16 protein-coding genes and 4 pseudogenes are annotated in these 15,153 nt (G+C 64.0%); 9 read left to right on the top strand and 11 right to left on the bottom strand.

Going from position 1 to position 15,153, the window contains the following annotated elements; translation table 11 throughout:
• The 3 genes from ACFSC3_RS13290 to ACFSC3_RS13280 form a co-directional block, all read left to right on the top strand.
• The coding region (locus ACFSC3_RS13290; RefSeq protein WP_380940872.1) for a zinc-dependent alcohol dehydrogenase family protein at positions 1-625 on the top strand (625 nt) is incomplete at its 5' end.
• A 100-nt stretch (positions 626-725) separates the two neighbouring features.
• Entirely contained in the window at positions 726-1,835 is a 1,110-nt protein-coding gene (locus tag ACFSC3_RS13285) for an S-(hydroxymethyl)glutathione dehydrogenase/class III alcohol dehydrogenase (protein WP_380940871.1), read from the top strand.
• A gap of 238 nt (positions 1,836-2,073) precedes the next feature.
• A complete protein-coding gene (locus ACFSC3_RS13280; RefSeq protein ID WP_380940870.1) occupies positions 2,074-2,412 on the top strand; it encodes a hypothetical protein in 339 nt (112 codons plus the stop codon).
• A gap of 47 nt (positions 2,413-2,459) precedes the next feature.
• On the opposite strand, the gene ACFSC3_RS13275 is transcribed toward ACFSC3_RS13280, so the two are convergent.
• Together ACFSC3_RS13275 and ACFSC3_RS13270 are read right to left on the bottom strand one after the other, a co-directional pair.
• A complete protein-coding gene (locus ACFSC3_RS13275) occupies positions 2,460-2,897 on the bottom strand; it encodes a GlcG/HbpS family heme-binding protein (RefSeq protein ID WP_380940869.1) in 438 nt (145 codons plus the stop codon).
• Positions 2,894-3,802: pseudogene (locus ACFSC3_RS13270) on the bottom strand (IS3 family transposase); the annotation flags it as partial. The gene ACFSC3_RS13275 and the pseudogene ACFSC3_RS13270, both read right to left, overlap by 4 nt.
• A gap of 73 nt (positions 3,803-3,875) precedes the next feature.
• Between ACFSC3_RS13270 and ACFSC3_RS13265 the strand changes: the two are divergent.
• Positions 3,876-4,871, top strand: a pseudogene (locus tag ACFSC3_RS13265) (IS110 family RNA-guided transposase); the annotation flags it as partial.
• A gap of 271 nt (positions 4,872-5,142) precedes the next feature.
• On the opposite strand, the pseudogene ACFSC3_RS13260 reads toward ACFSC3_RS13265, so the two are convergent.
• The 6 genes and pseudogenes from ACFSC3_RS13260 to ACFSC3_RS13235 form a co-directional block, all read right to left on the bottom strand.
• Positions 5,143-5,406 (bottom strand): annotated as a pseudogene (locus ACFSC3_RS13260) (transposase); the annotation flags it as partial.
• Between the two features lie 179 nt (positions 5,407-5,585).
• The gene (locus ACFSC3_RS13255) at positions 5,586-5,879 is read right to left on the bottom strand and encodes a putative quinol monooxygenase (RefSeq protein WP_380940868.1); all 294 of its coding nucleotides are present in this window, start codon (positions 5,877-5,879) and stop codon (positions 5,586-5,588) included.
• A gap of 111 nt (positions 5,880-5,990) precedes the next feature.
• Entirely contained in the window at positions 5,991-6,731 is a 741-nt protein-coding gene (locus ACFSC3_RS13250; protein ID WP_380940867.1) for an SDR family oxidoreductase, read from the bottom strand.
• Positions 6,732-6,749: 18 nt separating this feature from the next.
• Entirely contained in the window at positions 6,750-6,926 is a 177-nt protein-coding gene (locus ACFSC3_RS13245; protein WP_342659105.1) for a hypothetical protein, read from the bottom strand.
• Positions 6,927-6,936: 10 nt separating this feature from the next.
• A complete protein-coding gene (locus ACFSC3_RS13240) occupies positions 6,937-7,233 on the bottom strand; it encodes a putative quinol monooxygenase (RefSeq protein WP_380940866.1) in 297 nt (98 codons plus the stop codon).
• A gap of 71 nt (positions 7,234-7,304) precedes the next feature.
• Entirely contained in the window at positions 7,305-8,099 is a 795-nt protein-coding gene (locus ACFSC3_RS13235) for a type 1 glutamine amidotransferase domain-containing protein (protein WP_380940865.1), read from the bottom strand.
• Positions 8,100-8,212: 113 nt separating this feature from the next.
• On the opposite strand from ACFSC3_RS13235, the gene ACFSC3_RS13230 reads away from it, so the two are divergent.
• Positions 8,213-9,148 (top strand): LysR family transcriptional regulator, encoded by a 936-nt coding sequence (locus tag ACFSC3_RS13230; RefSeq protein ID WP_380940864.1) that lies wholly within the window; start codon positions 8,213-8,215, stop codon positions 9,146-9,148.
• Between the two features lie 84 nt (positions 9,149-9,232).
• Positions 9,233-10,249, top strand: a complete 1,017-nt coding sequence (locus ACFSC3_RS13225) for a zinc-binding alcohol dehydrogenase family protein (protein WP_380940863.1) — start codon at positions 9,233-9,235, stop codon at positions 10,247-10,249.
• A 218-nt stretch (positions 10,250-10,467) separates the two neighbouring features.
• On the opposite strand, the gene ACFSC3_RS13220 is transcribed toward ACFSC3_RS13225, so the two are convergent.
• Positions 10,468-11,376 (bottom strand): LysR family transcriptional regulator, encoded by a 909-nt coding sequence (locus tag ACFSC3_RS13220; RefSeq protein WP_380940862.1) that lies wholly within the window; start codon positions 11,374-11,376, stop codon positions 10,468-10,470.
• A gap of 130 nt (positions 11,377-11,506) precedes the next feature.
• On the opposite strand from ACFSC3_RS13220, the gene ACFSC3_RS13215 reads away from it, so the two are divergent.
• Together ACFSC3_RS13215 and ACFSC3_RS13210 are read left to right on the top strand one after the other, a co-directional pair.
• Positions 11,507-12,313, top strand: coding sequence for a DODA-type extradiol aromatic ring-opening family dioxygenase (locus tag ACFSC3_RS13215; RefSeq protein WP_380940929.1), 807 nt, complete (start codon positions 11,507-11,509; stop codon positions 12,311-12,313).
• Positions 12,314-12,342: 29 nt separating this feature from the next.
• A complete protein-coding gene (locus tag ACFSC3_RS13210; protein ID WP_380940861.1) occupies positions 12,343-13,197 on the top strand; it encodes an SDR family oxidoreductase in 855 nt (284 codons plus the stop codon).
• A gap of 11 nt (positions 13,198-13,208) precedes the next feature.
• Here the strand turns inward: ACFSC3_RS13210 and ACFSC3_RS13205 are convergent.
• A pseudogene (locus ACFSC3_RS13205) lies at positions 13,209-13,355 on the bottom strand (transposase); the annotation flags it as partial.
• Between the two features lie 452 nt (positions 13,356-13,807).
• Between ACFSC3_RS13205 and ACFSC3_RS13200 the strand changes: the two are divergent.
• Positions 13,808-14,071, top strand: coding sequence for a hypothetical protein (locus ACFSC3_RS13200; protein WP_205498079.1), 264 nt, complete (start codon positions 13,808-13,810; stop codon positions 14,069-14,071).
• A gap of 114 nt (positions 14,072-14,185) precedes the next feature.
• On the opposite strand, the gene ACFSC3_RS13195 is transcribed toward ACFSC3_RS13200, so the two are convergent.
• Positions 14,186-15,079: a SphA family protein gene (locus ACFSC3_RS13195; RefSeq protein WP_205498080.1), complete on the bottom strand. Its 894-nt coding sequence runs from the start codon at positions 15,077-15,079 to the stop codon at positions 14,186-14,188.
• Positions 15,080-15,153: the final 74 nt, after the last annotated feature.

Raw genomic sequence — 15,153 nt, 5'->3', positions numbered from 1 at the left:
AGCGGCGGCCGTGTGGATGCAGTATGTCACCGCCTGGGGTGCGCTGGTGGAGCAGGCGAAACTCGGCGACGGCGATTTCGTCATCGTCACTGCTGCCTCCAGCAGCGTCGGCCTTGCTGCCTTCCAGATTGCGCGGATGGTCGGCGCAACGGTAATCGCGACGACGCGTACCGGCGCCAAGCGCCAGGCCCTGATCGATGCCGGTGCACATCATGTCGTCGCAACCGGGGAAGAGGATCTGGTAGCGAGGGTGATGGAGATAACCGATGGTCAGGGTGCGCGCGTGGTGCTCGATCCGGTCGGAGGCCCGTCGTTCGAGCCGCTGACCGAGAGCATGGCACGCGGCGGCATCCTGCTCGAATATGGCGCGCTCAGCGGCGAACCGACGCCGTTCCCGTTGTTCTCCGTGCTGGGCAAGAGCCTCACGCTCAAGGGGTATCTCTACAGCGAGATTGTCTCGGACGATGCCGCCCTCGATCGCGCCAAGGCGTTCATCGTGGCGGGTCTGGAATCGGGCGCGCTCAAGCCGCGGATCGCGCGCACTTTCCCGCTCGACGCCATCCAGGACGCTCACCGCTTCCTCGAATCGAACGACCAGATCGGCAAGGTCGTCGTTACGGTCTGACCGGCATACCGGGGGAGTGAGCGAACGCTTCCCCACGAATTTGCGCTGACGCGACGGCCTCGCACCAGCAATCGGTTTAACTCAACGAAGGTATCCCAACATGAAATCTCGCGCCGCTGTAGCCTTCGAGGCGGGCAAGCCACTCGAGATCGTCGAGATCGATGTCGCCCCACCCCGGAAAGGCGAAGTCCTCATACGGGTGACGCACACCGGTGTGTGCCACACCGACGCGTACACGCTGGCGGGGAGTGATCCGGAGGGTGTTTTCCCGGTGGTTCTGGGCCACGAGGGCGCTGGCATCGTTGTCGAGGTCGGTGAAGGCGTCACCAGCGTCGGACCGGGCGATCACGTGATCCCGCTCTACACCGCCGAATGCGGCAAGTGCGACTTCTGCCTGTCGGGCAAGACCAACCTGTGCGTCGCTGTCCGCGAAACGCAGGGCAAGGGCTTGATGCCCGATGGGACCACCCGCTTTTCGTACAATGGTCAGCCCCTCTATCATTACATGGGCTGTTCAACCTTCAGTGAATATACTGTCGTCGCCGAAGTCTCGCTCGCCAAGATCAATCCCGAGGCAAACCCCGAAAATGTCTGCCTGCTCGGCTGCGGCGTCACGACAGGCATCGGCGCAGTCCACAATACCGCCAAGGTCGAGCCAGGAGACTCGGTCGCCGTGTTCGGCCTCGGCGGCATCGGCCTCGCGGCGATTCAGGGTGCGCGCCAGGCGAAGGCGGGTCGCATCATCGCCATCGACACCAATCCATCCAAGTTCGAGCTGGCACGCCAGTTCGGTGCTACCGAGTGCATCAACCCCAAGGACCATGACAAGCCTATCCAGCAAGTGCTGATCGAGATGACGGGCTGGGGCATCGATCATACCTTCGAGTGCATCGGCAACGTCCACGTCATGCGCGCCGCGCTTGAATCAGCGCACCGTGGCTGGGGTCAGTCGATCGTGATTGGCGTTGCCGGCGCGGGCGAGGAAATCTCCACCCGCCCATTCCAGCTCGTCACGGGCCGCGTATGGAAGGGGTCCGCTTTCGGTGGCGTCAAGGGACGGACACAACTCCCCGGCATGGTCGAGGATGCGATGAGAGGCGATATCGATCTGGCCCCATTCGTAACCCACACGATGGGTTTGGAGGAGATCAACGAGGCCTTCGAACTGATGCACGAAGGCAAGTCGATCCGCTCGGTCATTCACTACTGACCCGTCGATCCGAAGCGGCGCGGGGCGCCCGGATCGACAACTCGGCCGTCATCATGGCCCGACCCCGGCCATGATGACGCGCGCTCTGGTAAATGGGCAACGCGTCATGATGGGGTAACAAGCGCCGAAGTGCGGTCGTTACATGCTGATAGCGGCACGGACCAGGGTCGCCTGGCCCCGGCGCTTACCATCGGAGTATGTGTGGCCTCGTCGCGCGACCCAACGGGAAAGCGCGCTGATGAAGAAGCGCGTCTCGCAATATATCATCGGCCGCGATTGCCCAATCTGCGACGGCAAGCGCCTGAAGCGCGAAGCCCTAATGGTCAAATTCGCCGGGCTCGACATCGCCGAGTTCGGCGACCTGACGGTGCTCAAGCTGAAAGACTTGATGATGCCCGTCGCGCATGGCGCGTATGGAACGGTCTCCGCCCCCTCAGGGGCATGTTCTGGAAAAAGCGGCTCGCGATGCAGCGGTCGAACAACGGGTTGCGGCGGGCGGCTCTGCGCACAAGAGCGCGCCCGACGTACGCCCAATCTCTTCGATGAGAAGCGGATCGCCGCCCAACGCCTTGCCTGAACCGCCGTCGACTGAGCCGGCGCCGCCGCGCCCGGCCGCTCCAAGGCTCAGCCGCGCGCGAACGCCTGCGCCGCTGCCTCGGCCACGCCCTGGTCCTGCTTGCCGGTGCCGCCCGACACGCCCACCGCACCGATCACCGTCTCGCCCTCCTTGATCGGCACGCCCCCGGCGAAGATCATCACCTTGCCGTCGTTGGAGGCATGGATGCCGTAGAAGTCGGCGCCCGGCTGGGCGAGCTTCGCCAGCGCCTTGGTCTCGACGTCGAACGCGCGCGCCGTCCACGCCTTGCTGATTGCGATGTCGACGCTGCCGCGCCACGCATCGTCCATCCGTGCGAACGCCAGGAGGCAGCCGCCCGCGTCCACCCCCGCGATGTTCGACGGGTTGCCGATCCGCTCGGCCTCCGCGATCCCCGCATCGATGATTTTCCCCGCGTCGTTCAGGTCGAGCGTCTGGGTGGTGCTGACGTGACCCCGGTCTTTCATCCAGCGGCAACCAGAGACCGACCGTGGTTTTCGCGCATGAGCGCAGGTGAAGCAACGGGCGGGGTTAACCCCGCCCGTTGCTGTTCGAGCCCGGCAGCGAAGGCTGCCGGAGTAGCGTAGCCGAGCGACGAGTGCGGCCGCTCGGTGTTGTAGTCGTCGACCCAGCGCGACAGGATCGAGCGGGCCTGACCGATGGTGAAGAACAGCGTCTCGTTGAGCAGCTCGTCGCGCATGCGACCGTTGAAGCTCTCGACAAAGCCATTCTGCGTCGGCTTGCCAGGCGCGATGTAGTGCCACTCGACGCCGACATCTCCCGACCAGACGAGCACCGCGTTCGACGTCAGTTCAGTCCCGTTGTCGCTGACGATCATCTTCGGCTTGCCGCGCTCGGCGATCAGATCGGCCAGTTCGCGCACGACCCGCCGGCCCGAGATTGACGTGTCCACTACCGCCCGGAGGCATTCGCGCGTGACGTCGTCGACGATGTTGAGCACGCGGAACCGTCGGCCGGTAACGAGCTGGTCGTGCACGAAGTCCAGGCTCCAGCGCTGATTGGGAAGTGCCAGCACCGGCGCGGGCGCCCGCGCGCCGACGGCGCGCTTTCGTCCCTTCCGGCGCCTGACAGTCAGCCCTTCCTCACAATAGAGCCGCTGGGTCTTCTTGCGGTTGATCGTGATGCCGTCCCGGCGAAGCAGGATGTGCAGACGCCGATAGCCGAACCGCCGACGCTGCTGCGCCAGCTCACGCAAACGCGACCGCAGGTCGCCATCATCTGCCCGGCACGAGCGATACCGCATGCTCGTGCGATCCGCTCCGACAACCGTGCACGCCTGCCGCTCGCTCATCCCCAACGTCGCCTGGAGATGCGCGACCGCTTGCCGCTTCGCGGCGGGCGTCACCACTTGTGGGATGGTCCGCCCCCTTTACGGAGCGACGCAGTCGGGAGCATCCTGGCTGCCTTCACCGAGGAGGACTGTCATGACAGAGATAGCGGTAATCGGCATCGATATCGGTAAGAGCAGCTTTCACCTTGTCGGGCTCGACCTGAAAGGTGCAATCCTTTGGAAGAAGAAGTTCAGCCGCGCGCAACTCATGCGCTTCATGGAGGCGCAGGAGCCGACGCTCGTCGGCATGGAGTCCTGCTGCGGCGCGCATCACCTGGGACGTGCGCTAATCGCGCTCGGCCACGATGCGCGGCTGATGCCTCCGCAGTTCGTGAAGCCGTTCGTGAAGTCGAACAAGAACGATTACCTCGACGCTGAGGCGATCGCGGAAGCCGTGCAGCGACCGACGATGCGTTTCGTGCCGGTCAAGTCGGTTGAGCAACTCGACCTGCAGGCGTTGCACCGCGTGCGCGAGCGGCTCGTTGGGCGACGCACCGCCGTCATTAATCAGCTCCGCGCGTTTCTGCTCGAGCGCGGTATCGTGTTCCGGGTCGGGCGCGCTCACCTTGCACGCGAAGTGCCACTGTTGTTCGCCGACGACCGCTCGCCGTTGTCGCCGCGCATGAAGGCGATCCTTCAACAGCTGTGGGCGGAATGGCAGCAACTCGAGCAGAATGTAGCGACGATCACGAAGGAGATCGAAGCTATCGCTGCTGCCGACCCAGCCTGCCGGCGTCTGCTAGCTATCCCCGGCGTCGGGTCGCTGGTCGCGACTGCGCTCGTTGCAGCGGTCGCGGACGGGACCGGGTTCAAGCGCGGACGCGATCTTGCCGCCTGGCTCGGCCTCGTACCGCGGCAGCATTCGACCGGCGGCAAGCCGACGCTGTTGGGCATGTCGAAGCGCGGCAACAGCAACCTGAGGCGACTGTTCATCCACGGCGCTCGATCCGCATGCCTGCACATGAAGCGCGAACAGGGGCTGGGGCCGTGGCTGGATCAACTCGAAACCCGCGTGCACCGCAACGTCGCGGTGGTGGCGCTCGCCAACAAGATCGTACGCATCAGTTGGGCGTGCTCGCCCGAGGGGAGACGTACCGGCCGCCCCTGCCGGTCGCTGCCTGACCGAAAACGAGCGCCGACAAGCAAGTCTGCAAGCACAAGGAGTGATGGCAAGCAGTCGATGGTGACACGGTCATAGCCTGAGCAAAAATGCAGCCGTCATCGGCTGGACCAGCTTGAAAGGACGACCGTGCGCGGATCCCATCATGGCCCGGGATCGAGATGTCCCGCAAGGAGGCCGGATACATTTACGCAGACTGCGCAGCCGGAACGATCAGCGCTTGCCAGACGGGGGCGGACCATACATTTTTTGACAGCAGGTCTTTCAACCCCGCGTTGTCGAGCATCGTGTCCGCCAATAGCCGTTTGAGCCGGGCGTTCTCCTCTTCGAGCGACCGCAGGCGCTTTGCGTCAGACACCTCCAGGCCGCCGAACTTCGCCTTCCACGCATAGTAGGTCGCGCTCGACATCCCGTGCTTGCGGCACAGCTCCGTCACCACCGCCCCCGCCTCGGCCTCCTTCAGGATCCCGATGATCTGCTCTTCCGAAACCTGCTTCCGCTTCATTCCGTCCGTCCCTTCGAGGGGCCGGTCTCTAGTTCCAGATGGATGAAGAAACGGGGGTCACGTCAGTGCGCATGGTGTGTCTCCCTGGCCGGTTCGGGGAAAGCCGTTCAACGTACGCCGCCGCCCCACCCCCCACACGCGGGCGATGAGAGCGACGCGCTAGGGTGCCGACCGCTCCGCTATTTCGCGGCCAGCAGGGTGACCTTGTGAATCTGCGGCGGTTCGGAAAACAGTTCTTCTGCCTTATCCATCAGTGCGGCGGCAACCTTGCCGTCGAGGTGGGCCTGCCGATCCTCCTCTGTGTCGAACGTATCGAAGATCGCGTACGCACCGGGACCTTCCTCGATCGCATACCAGGTCAGAGTGCCCGCCTCAGCTTGAACGAGCGGCAATGCCGAGGTCAGGAAATTGGCGACGTCACGCTCTTTTCCGGGCTTGGCCTTCAGTGGTACATACAAGGCAAGTTTGGGCATGAATTACTCCTCAAGTGAAACCGACAGTCATTATTCGGCAGAGTAACGGAAGAGCGGGCCGGTACGTTCCCCATGAGGCGGAGCACACGCGGCCCCGCCTCCTCGTCGAAATCAGAACTGCTGTGCGGTCGGCCGGATAACGATCGCGTTGACGTCGACGTCATCAGGTTGTTCGACAGCGAACGCGATAGCACGCGCCACCGATGCCGCCGGGATGGCCTGCTTGTAGAAGTCCAGCACCGTCTCAGCAGCCGTACCCGACGTCGTGAACTTCAGGTCGCTCTCGACGGCTCCGGGCTCGATCGACGTGACGCGGACCTTCTCGCCCACCTCCTGGCGAAGACCTTCGCTGATCGCGCTGACGGCGAACTTGGTGCCGGAATAGACCGTGCCGCCCGGGGCGAAGACCTTGATGCCGGCGACCGAACTCAGGTTGATGATGTGGCCGCTGCCCTGCTCCAGGAAGCCGGGAAGAGCCGCGGCGATGCCGTAGAGCGTGCCCTTCAAATTGACGTCGATCATCTGGTCCCACTCGTCGGTGTTGACCTCGGCCATCGGACGGATCGGCATCAGACCGGCGTTGTTGATCAGTACGTCGAGACGGCCGAAGTCGGCGACGATCGCGGCGACGACGGACTGGACCGCCGACTTTTCAGTGACGTCGAGCGCATAGGCGCGTGCCGTTCCGCCGTTCTCGGCGATCTGCGCGACGACCTCGTCGAGCTTGTCCTTGCGCCGTGCGGCGATGGCGACCTTCGCACCGCGTTCGGCGAGAAGACGCGCGGTCTCGGCGCCGATGCCGGTGCTCCCGCCGGTGATGAGAACAACCTTGCCTTCGATACCTTTGGTCATGACTGTGTTTCCTTCACTTCAGATGTTGATTTTTCGCTGGGTCGCGGCCCCGCGCCAGCGGTAGCCGCGTGGATGAACGAGGCCCATAAGGCCCGCGCGAAGCGCAGGTGCCAACAGGCCGATCATCCGCAGTTCCTCTATGTAGAACGGTTGTGCCAGCAGCGCCGACCCCACCCATTCTTTAAGCTTGCCCATGGCAGCGCCCTTAGGTCGCGGAGACGGGGTTGAGGACAAACGCGGTGCGCTCGGCCAGATCGCCGATCTGAGAGAGGTAGTTTTGGAAGTGGGCCGTCGCGCGGTGGGCGGTAACCGCATCCGCGTCCGCGTACAGCTCGTCGAGGACGAAGCGGTTCGGATCGCTCTGGTCCTGCCAGAGATCGTAGCGCAAATTGCCCGGCTCGGCACGGCTCGGCTTTAACATGGCGTCGAGCAGAGCGTGCAGGCGGTCGACGGTATCCGCACGGGCGGTGAGCACGGCGACGATCTTCACGTTGGCTGTCATGGCACCGTTCCTTGTGATGGTTTTATGCGAAGCGGGGCGCATCCTGAGCGCCCCGCCCGTCATCCTGGTACTCACGCAGCGGCGCGATCGAGGGCTTCGATCAACGCGTCGGCCATGGCCTGGTCCGACGCCGGATTCTGACCGGTGATCAGCTCCCGGTCCACGACGACATTCGAAGCGAAGTTCTTGTCAGTGACCGAGACGACGCCACCGGCCGAGCGCAGCGCCTTTTCCATGTCGAAGAAGAGCTCGCCCTTCAGCACTTTCTCCTCGGCGATCTTCTCCTCGCTCGCCGAGAAGACGGTCATGCGGTAGCCCGAGTAGATCCAGTCTCGCGCCAGGTCGGCCGCCCCGGCGTCATCGCCTTCCTCCAGCGCCTTGCGGAAGGCCGGAGCATCGTCGAGCGTAGCGACAACGGCTACCGGTCCGTGGCAGAGGAGCGCGGTCGGCTTGGCCGCTGCGTGGAAGTGACGGAGGATCGTGCCCGCATCGCGGTCCACCATGAGGTCGACGATGGGCGCGTGACCTCCCGGCACGAACACGCCAGCAAAGCCGTCCAGACCCTCGTCGACGACCGATTTCAGCGTACACACGTCGTTCATCGCCGGGTGGCTGGCAAAAAAGTCCTTGGCGCACTGGAATGCCGTCTCATCGCCGCCAAAATGATCAACCGAAACGGAGACGGCGTCGATGTGCGGCTTGGCCCCATTGGGCGTGGCGAGAACGATATCATAGCCGGCGTCGAGCAGAGCCAGCGCGGGGACCGCCGTCTCGTTGAGATACTGACCGACCGTCGCGGTACTGCCGCCACGCAGACCGATCTGCGTCGCGTTCGATCCAAGAACGAGAACCTGTCCCTTGCTCATCTGAACCTCCATGTTCGCGGCGTCCGTCGCCGATGGATGAGAAATGGGCGTTGTTGACATATTCCAGAAGTTTATCTTTTTGATTTCAGATATAACGCTAACAGGATGACTGCATGCGCTACGATCTGAACCTGCTGCCGATCTTCGTCGCGTTGATGGAGGAGCGCAGCGTCACGCGGGCCGCCGAGCGCATGGGCATGACACAGCCCGCCCTGTCTAACGCCCTGTCGCGTCTAAGACTGATGCTTCAGGACCAACTGTTCGTCCGCGAGCGCTACGGCATCCAGCCGACCCCGATCGCGCTTGAGCTCTCGCCGCTGATCGCCGAGGCACTCGCGCAGCTTGACGACGCGGTCCTCGGTCAGCAGGCCTTCGATCCCGCACAGGCCGAACGGCTCTTCACCATCGCGCCGAACGGCTATGTCGAGTTCGTCCTGGTCCCCGCTGTCGTGGCGCGCCTGGAGAAGGTCGCGCCCGGCATCAAGCTCCGCCTGACGCCCTACGGCAACGATCTTGTGGAAACAGGCGTCGTGTCGGGCACGACGGCGCTCGTGCTGGGCCGCATCGTCGATCCGCCCGACAACCTCGTCGTCCAGCACCTGATGGACGAAGGGCTCGCCTGCGCCGTCCGTGCCGACCATCCGGGCGTCGGCGATGTCATGACGCGCGAGCAGTTCGAGACGATGAAGCATGTCAACATCGTGCCGCCCGGACGGATGCGCGCCGGGCTGTTCCAGGCGCTGGCGCAGCAGCAGCTGAAGCGCGACGTCGCAATCTCCGTGACAAACTTCTTCGCGGTAGCCGAGATGGTGGCGGTGACCGACTATTGCGCCACCTTGCCCTCGCTCATCTGCAGGCGGCTGATGCACGACCCCCGGCTAAAGATCCTGCCGGCTCCGGTCGACCTTGGCAGCTTTCCCGTGGAAATGGCTTGGCACGTCCGCTATCGGCATGATCCCGCCCACCGCTGGTTACGGGCGCTGATCGGCGCGGTCATCGCCGACATCACGGGGAAGACGGCAGCGGCAACCACGCCGTCGCCAGCCTGAGGACGATGCCGAACCGCGATGTCGCTTGTGCGTATCCCGTACGCGACAAAGTTCGCTATACAGTCCCTGACAATAGGATTTATCATGCGCGCAATCGGCTACCAGCAGCCCGGAACGATCGATCGCACGGAAGCTCTCGTCGATATCGAACTTCCCGATCCCAACGCTACAGGCCGTGATCTCCTCGTCGAGGTCAAGGCTGTCTCGGTAAACCCGGTTGACACGAAGGTGCGCGCTGGCTCGGGTTCGATCCACGGTGATTGGCGCGTCCTGGGTTGGGATGCCGCCGGTGTCGTTCGCGCGGTTGGCCCTGAAGTGCGCGGCTTCGAACCGGGCGACGAGGTGTTCTACGCGGGCAGCATCGGCCGCGAAGGCACCAACGCCGAGTTGCACCTGGTCGACGAGCGCATTGTCGGGAAGAAGCCGGTCAGCCTCGATTGGGCAGAGGCAGCGGCGTTGCCGCTGACGGCGATAACCGCGTGGGAGGCCCTCTTCGAGCGATTGTCCGTGCGTACTCCTGTAGCCGGTGCAGCACATGCGCTGTTGATTGTCGGGGGTGCCGGCGGGGTAGGCTCGATGGCAATCCAGCTTGCTCGCCAGGTGCCCGAGCTCATCGTCATTGCGACAGCCTCGCGCCCTGAAACGCAGGCCTGGGTGGCCGAGCTCGGTGCGCACCATGTCATCGATCATCGCCAGCCGCTGGCTCGGCAAGTGGCGAATTTGGGCATTGGCGCGCCGGCTTTCGTCTTCTCGACCACGCACACCGACGAGCATATCGAGCAGATCGCCGAGCTGATCGCCCCGCAGGGACGTTTCGCGCTCATCGACGACCCCAAGACGCTCGATGTCGTACCGTTCAAACGCAAGTCGGTGTCGACCCACTGGGAGTTCATGTTCACCCGGTCCATGTTCGAGACCGCTGATATGGAAACGCAGGGTCAGATCCTGTCGACCATCGCCAGCCTCGTGGACGCCGGCGACGTGCGCACCACCCTCACCGGACGGTTCTCCCCCATCAACGCCGCGAACCTCAAGCGTGCGCACCAGGCGCTTGAGAGCACTACCGCACGCGGCAAGATCGTCATCGAGGGTTGGCAGTGATGCGGTTCACGCTCACCCGCAACGTCCGCCGCGCCCGCGGCCCCCGCTGCACCAACTGAAAGGGACCAAGCCTCGGCGTTATCGATGCCAGCCATGTGCGGTTGTGGGCGTCGCTTTCGCTGGGTCACTGATATCTACAATCATAAAAGACCGTGATGTTTCGAGATAGCAGACGCGATCCTCGGGTGAAAACTCGGGACGTCTGCCAGCTCGGCCTCTCACCAATCGGTGCCAAGAGCGGGGAGTGCTTCGGCTAAGAAGTCAATCCACGCCCGCGTCTTGGCGGCGGGGCGCCGCGTCGGGTGTGTGATGGCATATGCCGCTCCCAGCATCATAGGCGGCTCGTCCAGCTCAAGCTCGCTCAACTGGCCGGCGCGAAGCGCCTCTGCCGCAATAAAGCGAGGCCCATAGACCAGCCCTTGGCCTGCGATGGCGGCGCGAACCAAGGCCTCGCCATTGTCGGAACACATCGGTCCTGAGATCGGCACCTTGATCGTCCCGTCTTTGCCGAACGCCCACGATGTCGTTCCTGCAAGCGACGCGTTGGTGTGGCCCAGACAATCGTGATCGCCGAGATCGGCCAGGCGGGTTGGCGTTCCCCGCCTCGCCAAATAAGAGGGTGCGGCACACAACACGAGGCGCATCGCCACGAGCTTGCGGGCAACAAGCGCACTGTTGGCAAGGCGCCCGATCCGTACGGCGACATCCCAACGTTCTTCCAGCAGGTCGACGTAACGATCGTTGAAGCCCAGTTCGATCGTCACCTCGGGATGACGTGCGGAGAAAGCAGGGATGAGTGAGGCAAGGTGCAGAACGCCGAAGGTGGCCGGCGCACTGACGCGCAGCAGCCCCTGCGCGGTGATCGACCGCGACGATGCCTCCGCCTCGGCTTCGCCGATCTCCATCAGAATACGTTCGGCTTTCTCGAAATAGTCAGCGCCCGCCTCGGTGAGCGAAAGTCGACGGGTCGACCGCTGCACCAGCGTGGTGCCAAGCCGCGCTTCAAGAGCATCTAGGTGCTTGGCCGCCATCGCAGGCGACATGTGCAGATCGCGTGCGGCAGCAGAGATGCCACCGAGCCTGATCGCCCGCACGAACACGTCCATACCCGTCAACCGATCCGCCATGATTTCCTACCCGTGGTTGAAGCTGATCCTTCTACGCGAGCGATTATCATTGCGCGATATCGGGCACATATTTCGGTCGACAGATCGAACGATGATCCAGGCCGCCTCCGTGGCGCCTGCACCGGAGTGTATGACCATGAGCGTCCAGCCCACCTACTTCATCCCGCATGGCGGCGGCCCCTGCTTCTTCATGGAGGATCCGCGCGGTGTGTGGACCGGTATGGAAGCGTTCCTGCGCAACCTGCCGAACACGCTCGCCGAGAAGCCCAAGGCTATCCTCGTCGTCTCGGGACATTGGGAGACGGACGGCTTTGCCTTCACCGGCGCCGAGCGGCCTGAGCTGATCTACGACTATTACAACTTCCCGCCCCATACCTATCAGCTGCGCTACGACGTACCAGGCTCGCCCGCGCTCGCCGCCCGTGCCGCGGCGCTGCTCAAGGATGCGGGCATCCCCTCGTCTGTCGACGCGACACGGGGCCTGGATCACGGGGTGTTCGTGCCCCTCAAGGTGGCCTTTCCGGATGCCGACATTCCGCTGATCGAGATGTCCGTCGAGCGCGGGCTGGACCCGGCGCTCCATGTCGCTGCGGGCCGCGCCCTCGCGCCGCTGCGTGAGGAGGGTGTGCTGATCCTGGGTTCGGGCATGAGCTTCCACAACATGCGCGCCTATGGCGACCCGCGCTCGACGCCCGGCTCGCAGGCGTTCGACCAGTGGCTGGCCGAGAGCATGGAACTGGATGGTGCGCAGCGAGCCGAGCGTCTGGCTCACTGGGCCGATGCGCCATCGGCGCGGTTCGCCCATCCGCCCGCCAAGGAGGAGCATCTGCTGCCCCTGATGGTCGCGGCCGGCGCGGCCGAAGGCGAAGGCGAAGGCGCCCGGGTCTATGCCGAAGAAGTGCTGTCGACCGCCATTTCCGGCTTCCGTTTCAACTGATCTCACCGCGTCACTGAAGGAGAATTGTCATGACCATCGCCGTCACCGGCGCGACCGGCCAGCTTGGCCGCCTCGTCATCGAAAGCCTGAAGCGCAAGTCGACCGGCGAGCCGATCGTCGCGCTGGTGCGCTCGCCCGAGAAGGCCAGCGATCTGGGCCTCGAGGCACGCGCGTTCGATTACGCGCAGCCTGAGACGCTCGCTCCGGCACTAATCGGGATCGACACGTTGCTCCTGATCTCGTCGAGCGAAGTCGGGCAGCGCGAGCCGCAGCACCGCAACGTCATCGAAGCCGCCACGAAGGCAGGCATCAAGCGTATCGTCTACACCAGCCTGCTGCACGCCGACCGGTCGCCGATCAGCCTGGGCGAGGAGCACCGTGCGACCGAAGCGCTGCTGGCGTCCTCCGGTATTCCGACGACCCTCCTGCGCAATGGCTGGTACACCGAGAACTACACCGGCTCGATTCCCGCAGCCCTGGAGAATGGCGCGCTTGTCGGCAGCGCTGGCGAGGGACGTCTGTCGCTCGCGACCCGCGCCGATTATGCCCAAGCCGCAGCCATCGTGCTGACCAGCGATGGCCATGAGGGCAAGACCTATGAGCTGGCCGGTGACGACGCGGTGACGCTCGCCGACCTTGCCGCCGAGATCTCGCGCCAGACGGGTCGCGACATCCCGTACCGTGATCTGCCGCAGGCAGATTACGCCGCGATCCTGAAGCAGGTCGGCCTGCCCGACGGCTTCGCCGAAGGGCTTGCCGCGTGGGACGTCGATGCCTCGAAGGGCGCGTTGTTCGATGACGGCCATCAGCTCTCGAAGCTGATCGGGCGCCCGACGACATCGCTGGCCGATGCGGTGCAGGCGCAACTCGCCGCGCGGGGCTGACGTTACGCAATCCCGAGCCCGCCATACACCTTCTTCCAGCGATAGAACGTCTGCTCCGACAAGCCCATCCAGCGGATGACCTCTGCCACAGGCGTGCCCGTCTCCGCCTGCTTCACCGCAAACGCGATCTGCTCTTCCGTGTACTTCGACTTCTTCATGTCCCAGCTCCTTGCCCGTAGGCTTCAAAGGGCCGGAAAACCGCCACTCAACATGGATGAAAAAAAACAGGGAGGACGTCAGAGCGGACGAGCCGATCGCTAGAGCAGCACGGCTGCGGATGCCCGTGGAACGCGCGGTGGCGTTGATCCATGCGGCCGGGGTCGGCGCGGTGACGACATTGCTCGCAATCCCCGAGGAGGAACGCGACCCTCAGCTATCCTCCGGGGCTGTTGAAAAATGCCGCACTGGTGGCCGGGTATGGTTGGGAGCGAAATGACACCCCAAGGCAGCACAATCCTGTCCTATTGGGATGGTATTCTGGGAAAACACCTGCCGCCGCTACTGCAAACCTTGCCTTGTTGCCGGCATCCGGTCCAAGCGCTCGCTGTTCGCGACCGAAGGAATGGTCTATATTACGGCCGCAGGGGCACTTCCCCCAAACTGGGGAACCATGTCCGCTTCGACTGCCTTGCTGAACCGACTGCGCGATCTCACCGTCGCCCGCCCTCGCCCGAGGACGGTCTGCTACGGGCTGACCGTTATCACGGTGGCTGTGATCGCGTTCGCACAGGCGGCGATGTTCGGGTCATCGGCCCCCTGGTTCTTCTACACGCCGGCGGTGGTGCTGCTGGCCCTGTTCCTAGGCCGGGGGCCGGGGAACGTCGCGACGATCCTGTCGGCGATCGGCGCTGGTGCCGTGGTGACGCCCGGGTGACGATCGCTAGGCTAGCAAGGATCGTAGCGCGAATACGTGAAAAAGGGGTGTGCCACGTGGCACACCCCTTCTGTCTCCGATAGATTGAGCCGAGCGCGGGTCGATCCCGCACCCTCAAAACCGGAATGCAGCCTTGAGCCAGAAGCTGTTGCCTTGGGTGCGGTTCGAGGCCGAGAGCTCGTGCTGCCACTGGGCGACGATCGGCACCTTGCCGAGCTGATAGCGCACGAGCGGTCCGAGGGCGAACACCTCACCACGATACCCGTCGGTGCCGACCTTCACGCCATTGACCTTGTCGTCGGTCGTCTGCTTGAAATAGTAACCGGTGACACCGACTGTGATCGGATTGAAATTGTAGGACGCCGCGAAGTCGACGTGCGCTGCCTGCCCGGAGCGGTACTGGGTTGCCGTGTTCTTGGTGTTGAAGTCGTACATGAATTTCGCCGACACCTCGGGACCGCTGCCAGCGGGATTGAAGTGCGACACCGCGAACACAGGCTCGAACGTCCAATAATTGTTGCCGATGTTGGCGAGATCGGTGCGCTTGTAGCGTCCCGTGGGCACGAACGTGTCCATCGTCAGCACGAAGAACGTGTTCTTGCGGTTCCAGCCGAGAATGAATGGATTGACGATCAGATCGCCGATCCCGAACTTGTTCTGCCTCCTGCCTCCGGCGCGGACATTGACGTTCACCACGGGCACGAACACCTGCATCGCGAGCGTTGCGCCGAGGATCTTGGTATTGGTGACGTGGACGAAGCGTGGGATGTTGGCGACGGCATCCACTGACAAATCTGGCGGCCCGACGCTGTTGCCGTCGCGATCGTTAAGCCGATCGGCGGTGTAATAATATTGGTAGTCGAGGAGGTAGGTTCCGGGGGGCGGCAACGCCGCGATCGTCAGGGCCTCCGCGCCGTTGGGATAGGCGCTCTTTCCCCCCTCCGACGCGACCGCTGACGTCGCAAGGGACGCAGCCATTCCCGCAAGTCCCCAGGCAAGCATCTTCATGACGTAATCCTCCCCTTGTCATTTGGACGCAGCGATCCGTCGGCGAGGTCGTCGCCGGCCTGCGTTCCGGTTGG

Source organism: Sphingomonas floccifaciens (assembly GCF_042681125.1).
Taxonomy (GTDB): Bacteria; Pseudomonadota; Alphaproteobacteria; order Sphingomonadales; family Sphingomonadaceae; genus Sphingomonas; species Sphingomonas floccifaciens.
The sequence above is the reverse complement of the archived record's forward strand: the minus strand, read 5'-3'. Positions and strand labels throughout refer to the sequence as shown.

What these genes read in the sequence shown, in the direction of transcription:
- ACFSC3_RS13275 (WP_380940869.1), bottom strand. Translation starts at nt 2,897, where the DNA reads ATGAAAGACCGGGGTCACGTCAGCACCACCCAGACGCTCGACCTGAAC.
- ACFSC3_RS13225 (WP_380940863.1), top strand. Translation starts at nt 9,233, where the DNA reads ATGCGCGCAATCGGCTACCAGCAGCCCGGAACGATCGATCGCACGGAA.
- ACFSC3_RS13280 (WP_380940870.1), top strand. Translation starts at nt 2,074, where the DNA reads ATGAAGAAGCGCGTCTCGCAATATATCATCGGCCGCGATTGCCCAATC.
- ACFSC3_RS13235 (WP_380940865.1), bottom strand. Translation starts at nt 8,099, where the DNA reads ATGAGCAAGGGACAGGTTCTCGTTCTTGGATCGAACGCGACGCAGATC.
- ACFSC3_RS13255 (WP_380940868.1), bottom strand. Translation starts at nt 5,879, where the DNA reads ATGCCCAAACTTGCCTTGTATGTACCACTGAAGGCCAAGCCCGGAAAA.
- ACFSC3_RS13250 (WP_380940867.1), bottom strand. Translation starts at nt 6,731, where the DNA reads ATGACCAAAGGTATCGAAGGCAAGGTTGTTCTCATCACCGGCGGGAGC.
- ACFSC3_RS13285 (WP_380940871.1), top strand. Translation starts at nt 726, where the DNA reads ATGAAATCTCGCGCCGCTGTAGCCTTCGAGGCGGGCAAGCCACTCGAG.
- ACFSC3_RS13220 (WP_380940862.1), bottom strand. Translation starts at nt 11,376, where the DNA reads ATGGCGGATCGGTTGACGGGTATGGACGTGTTCGTGCGGGCGATCAGG.
- ACFSC3_RS13195 (WP_205498080.1), bottom strand. Translation starts at nt 15,079, where the DNA reads ATGAAGATGCTTGCCTGGGGACTTGCGGGAATGGCTGCGTCCCTTGCG.
- ACFSC3_RS13245 (WP_342659105.1), bottom strand. Translation starts at nt 6,926, where the DNA reads ATGGGCAAGCTTAAAGAATGGGTGGGGTCGGCGCTGCTGGCACAACCG.
- ACFSC3_RS13215 (WP_380940929.1), top strand. Translation starts at nt 11,507, where the DNA reads ATGACCATGAGCGTCCAGCCCACCTACTTCATCCCGCATGGCGGCGGC.
- ACFSC3_RS13210 (WP_380940861.1), top strand. Translation starts at nt 12,343, where the DNA reads ATGACCATCGCCGTCACCGGCGCGACCGGCCAGCTTGGCCGCCTCGTC.
- ACFSC3_RS13240 (WP_380940866.1), bottom strand. Translation starts at nt 7,233, where the DNA reads ATGACAGCCAACGTGAAGATCGTCGCCGTGCTCACCGCCCGTGCGGAT.
- ACFSC3_RS13230 (WP_380940864.1), top strand. Translation starts at nt 8,213, where the DNA reads ATGCGCTACGATCTGAACCTGCTGCCGATCTTCGTCGCGTTGATGGAG.
- ACFSC3_RS13200 (WP_205498079.1), top strand. Translation starts at nt 13,808, where the DNA reads ATGTCCGCTTCGACTGCCTTGCTGAACCGACTGCGCGATCTCACCGTC.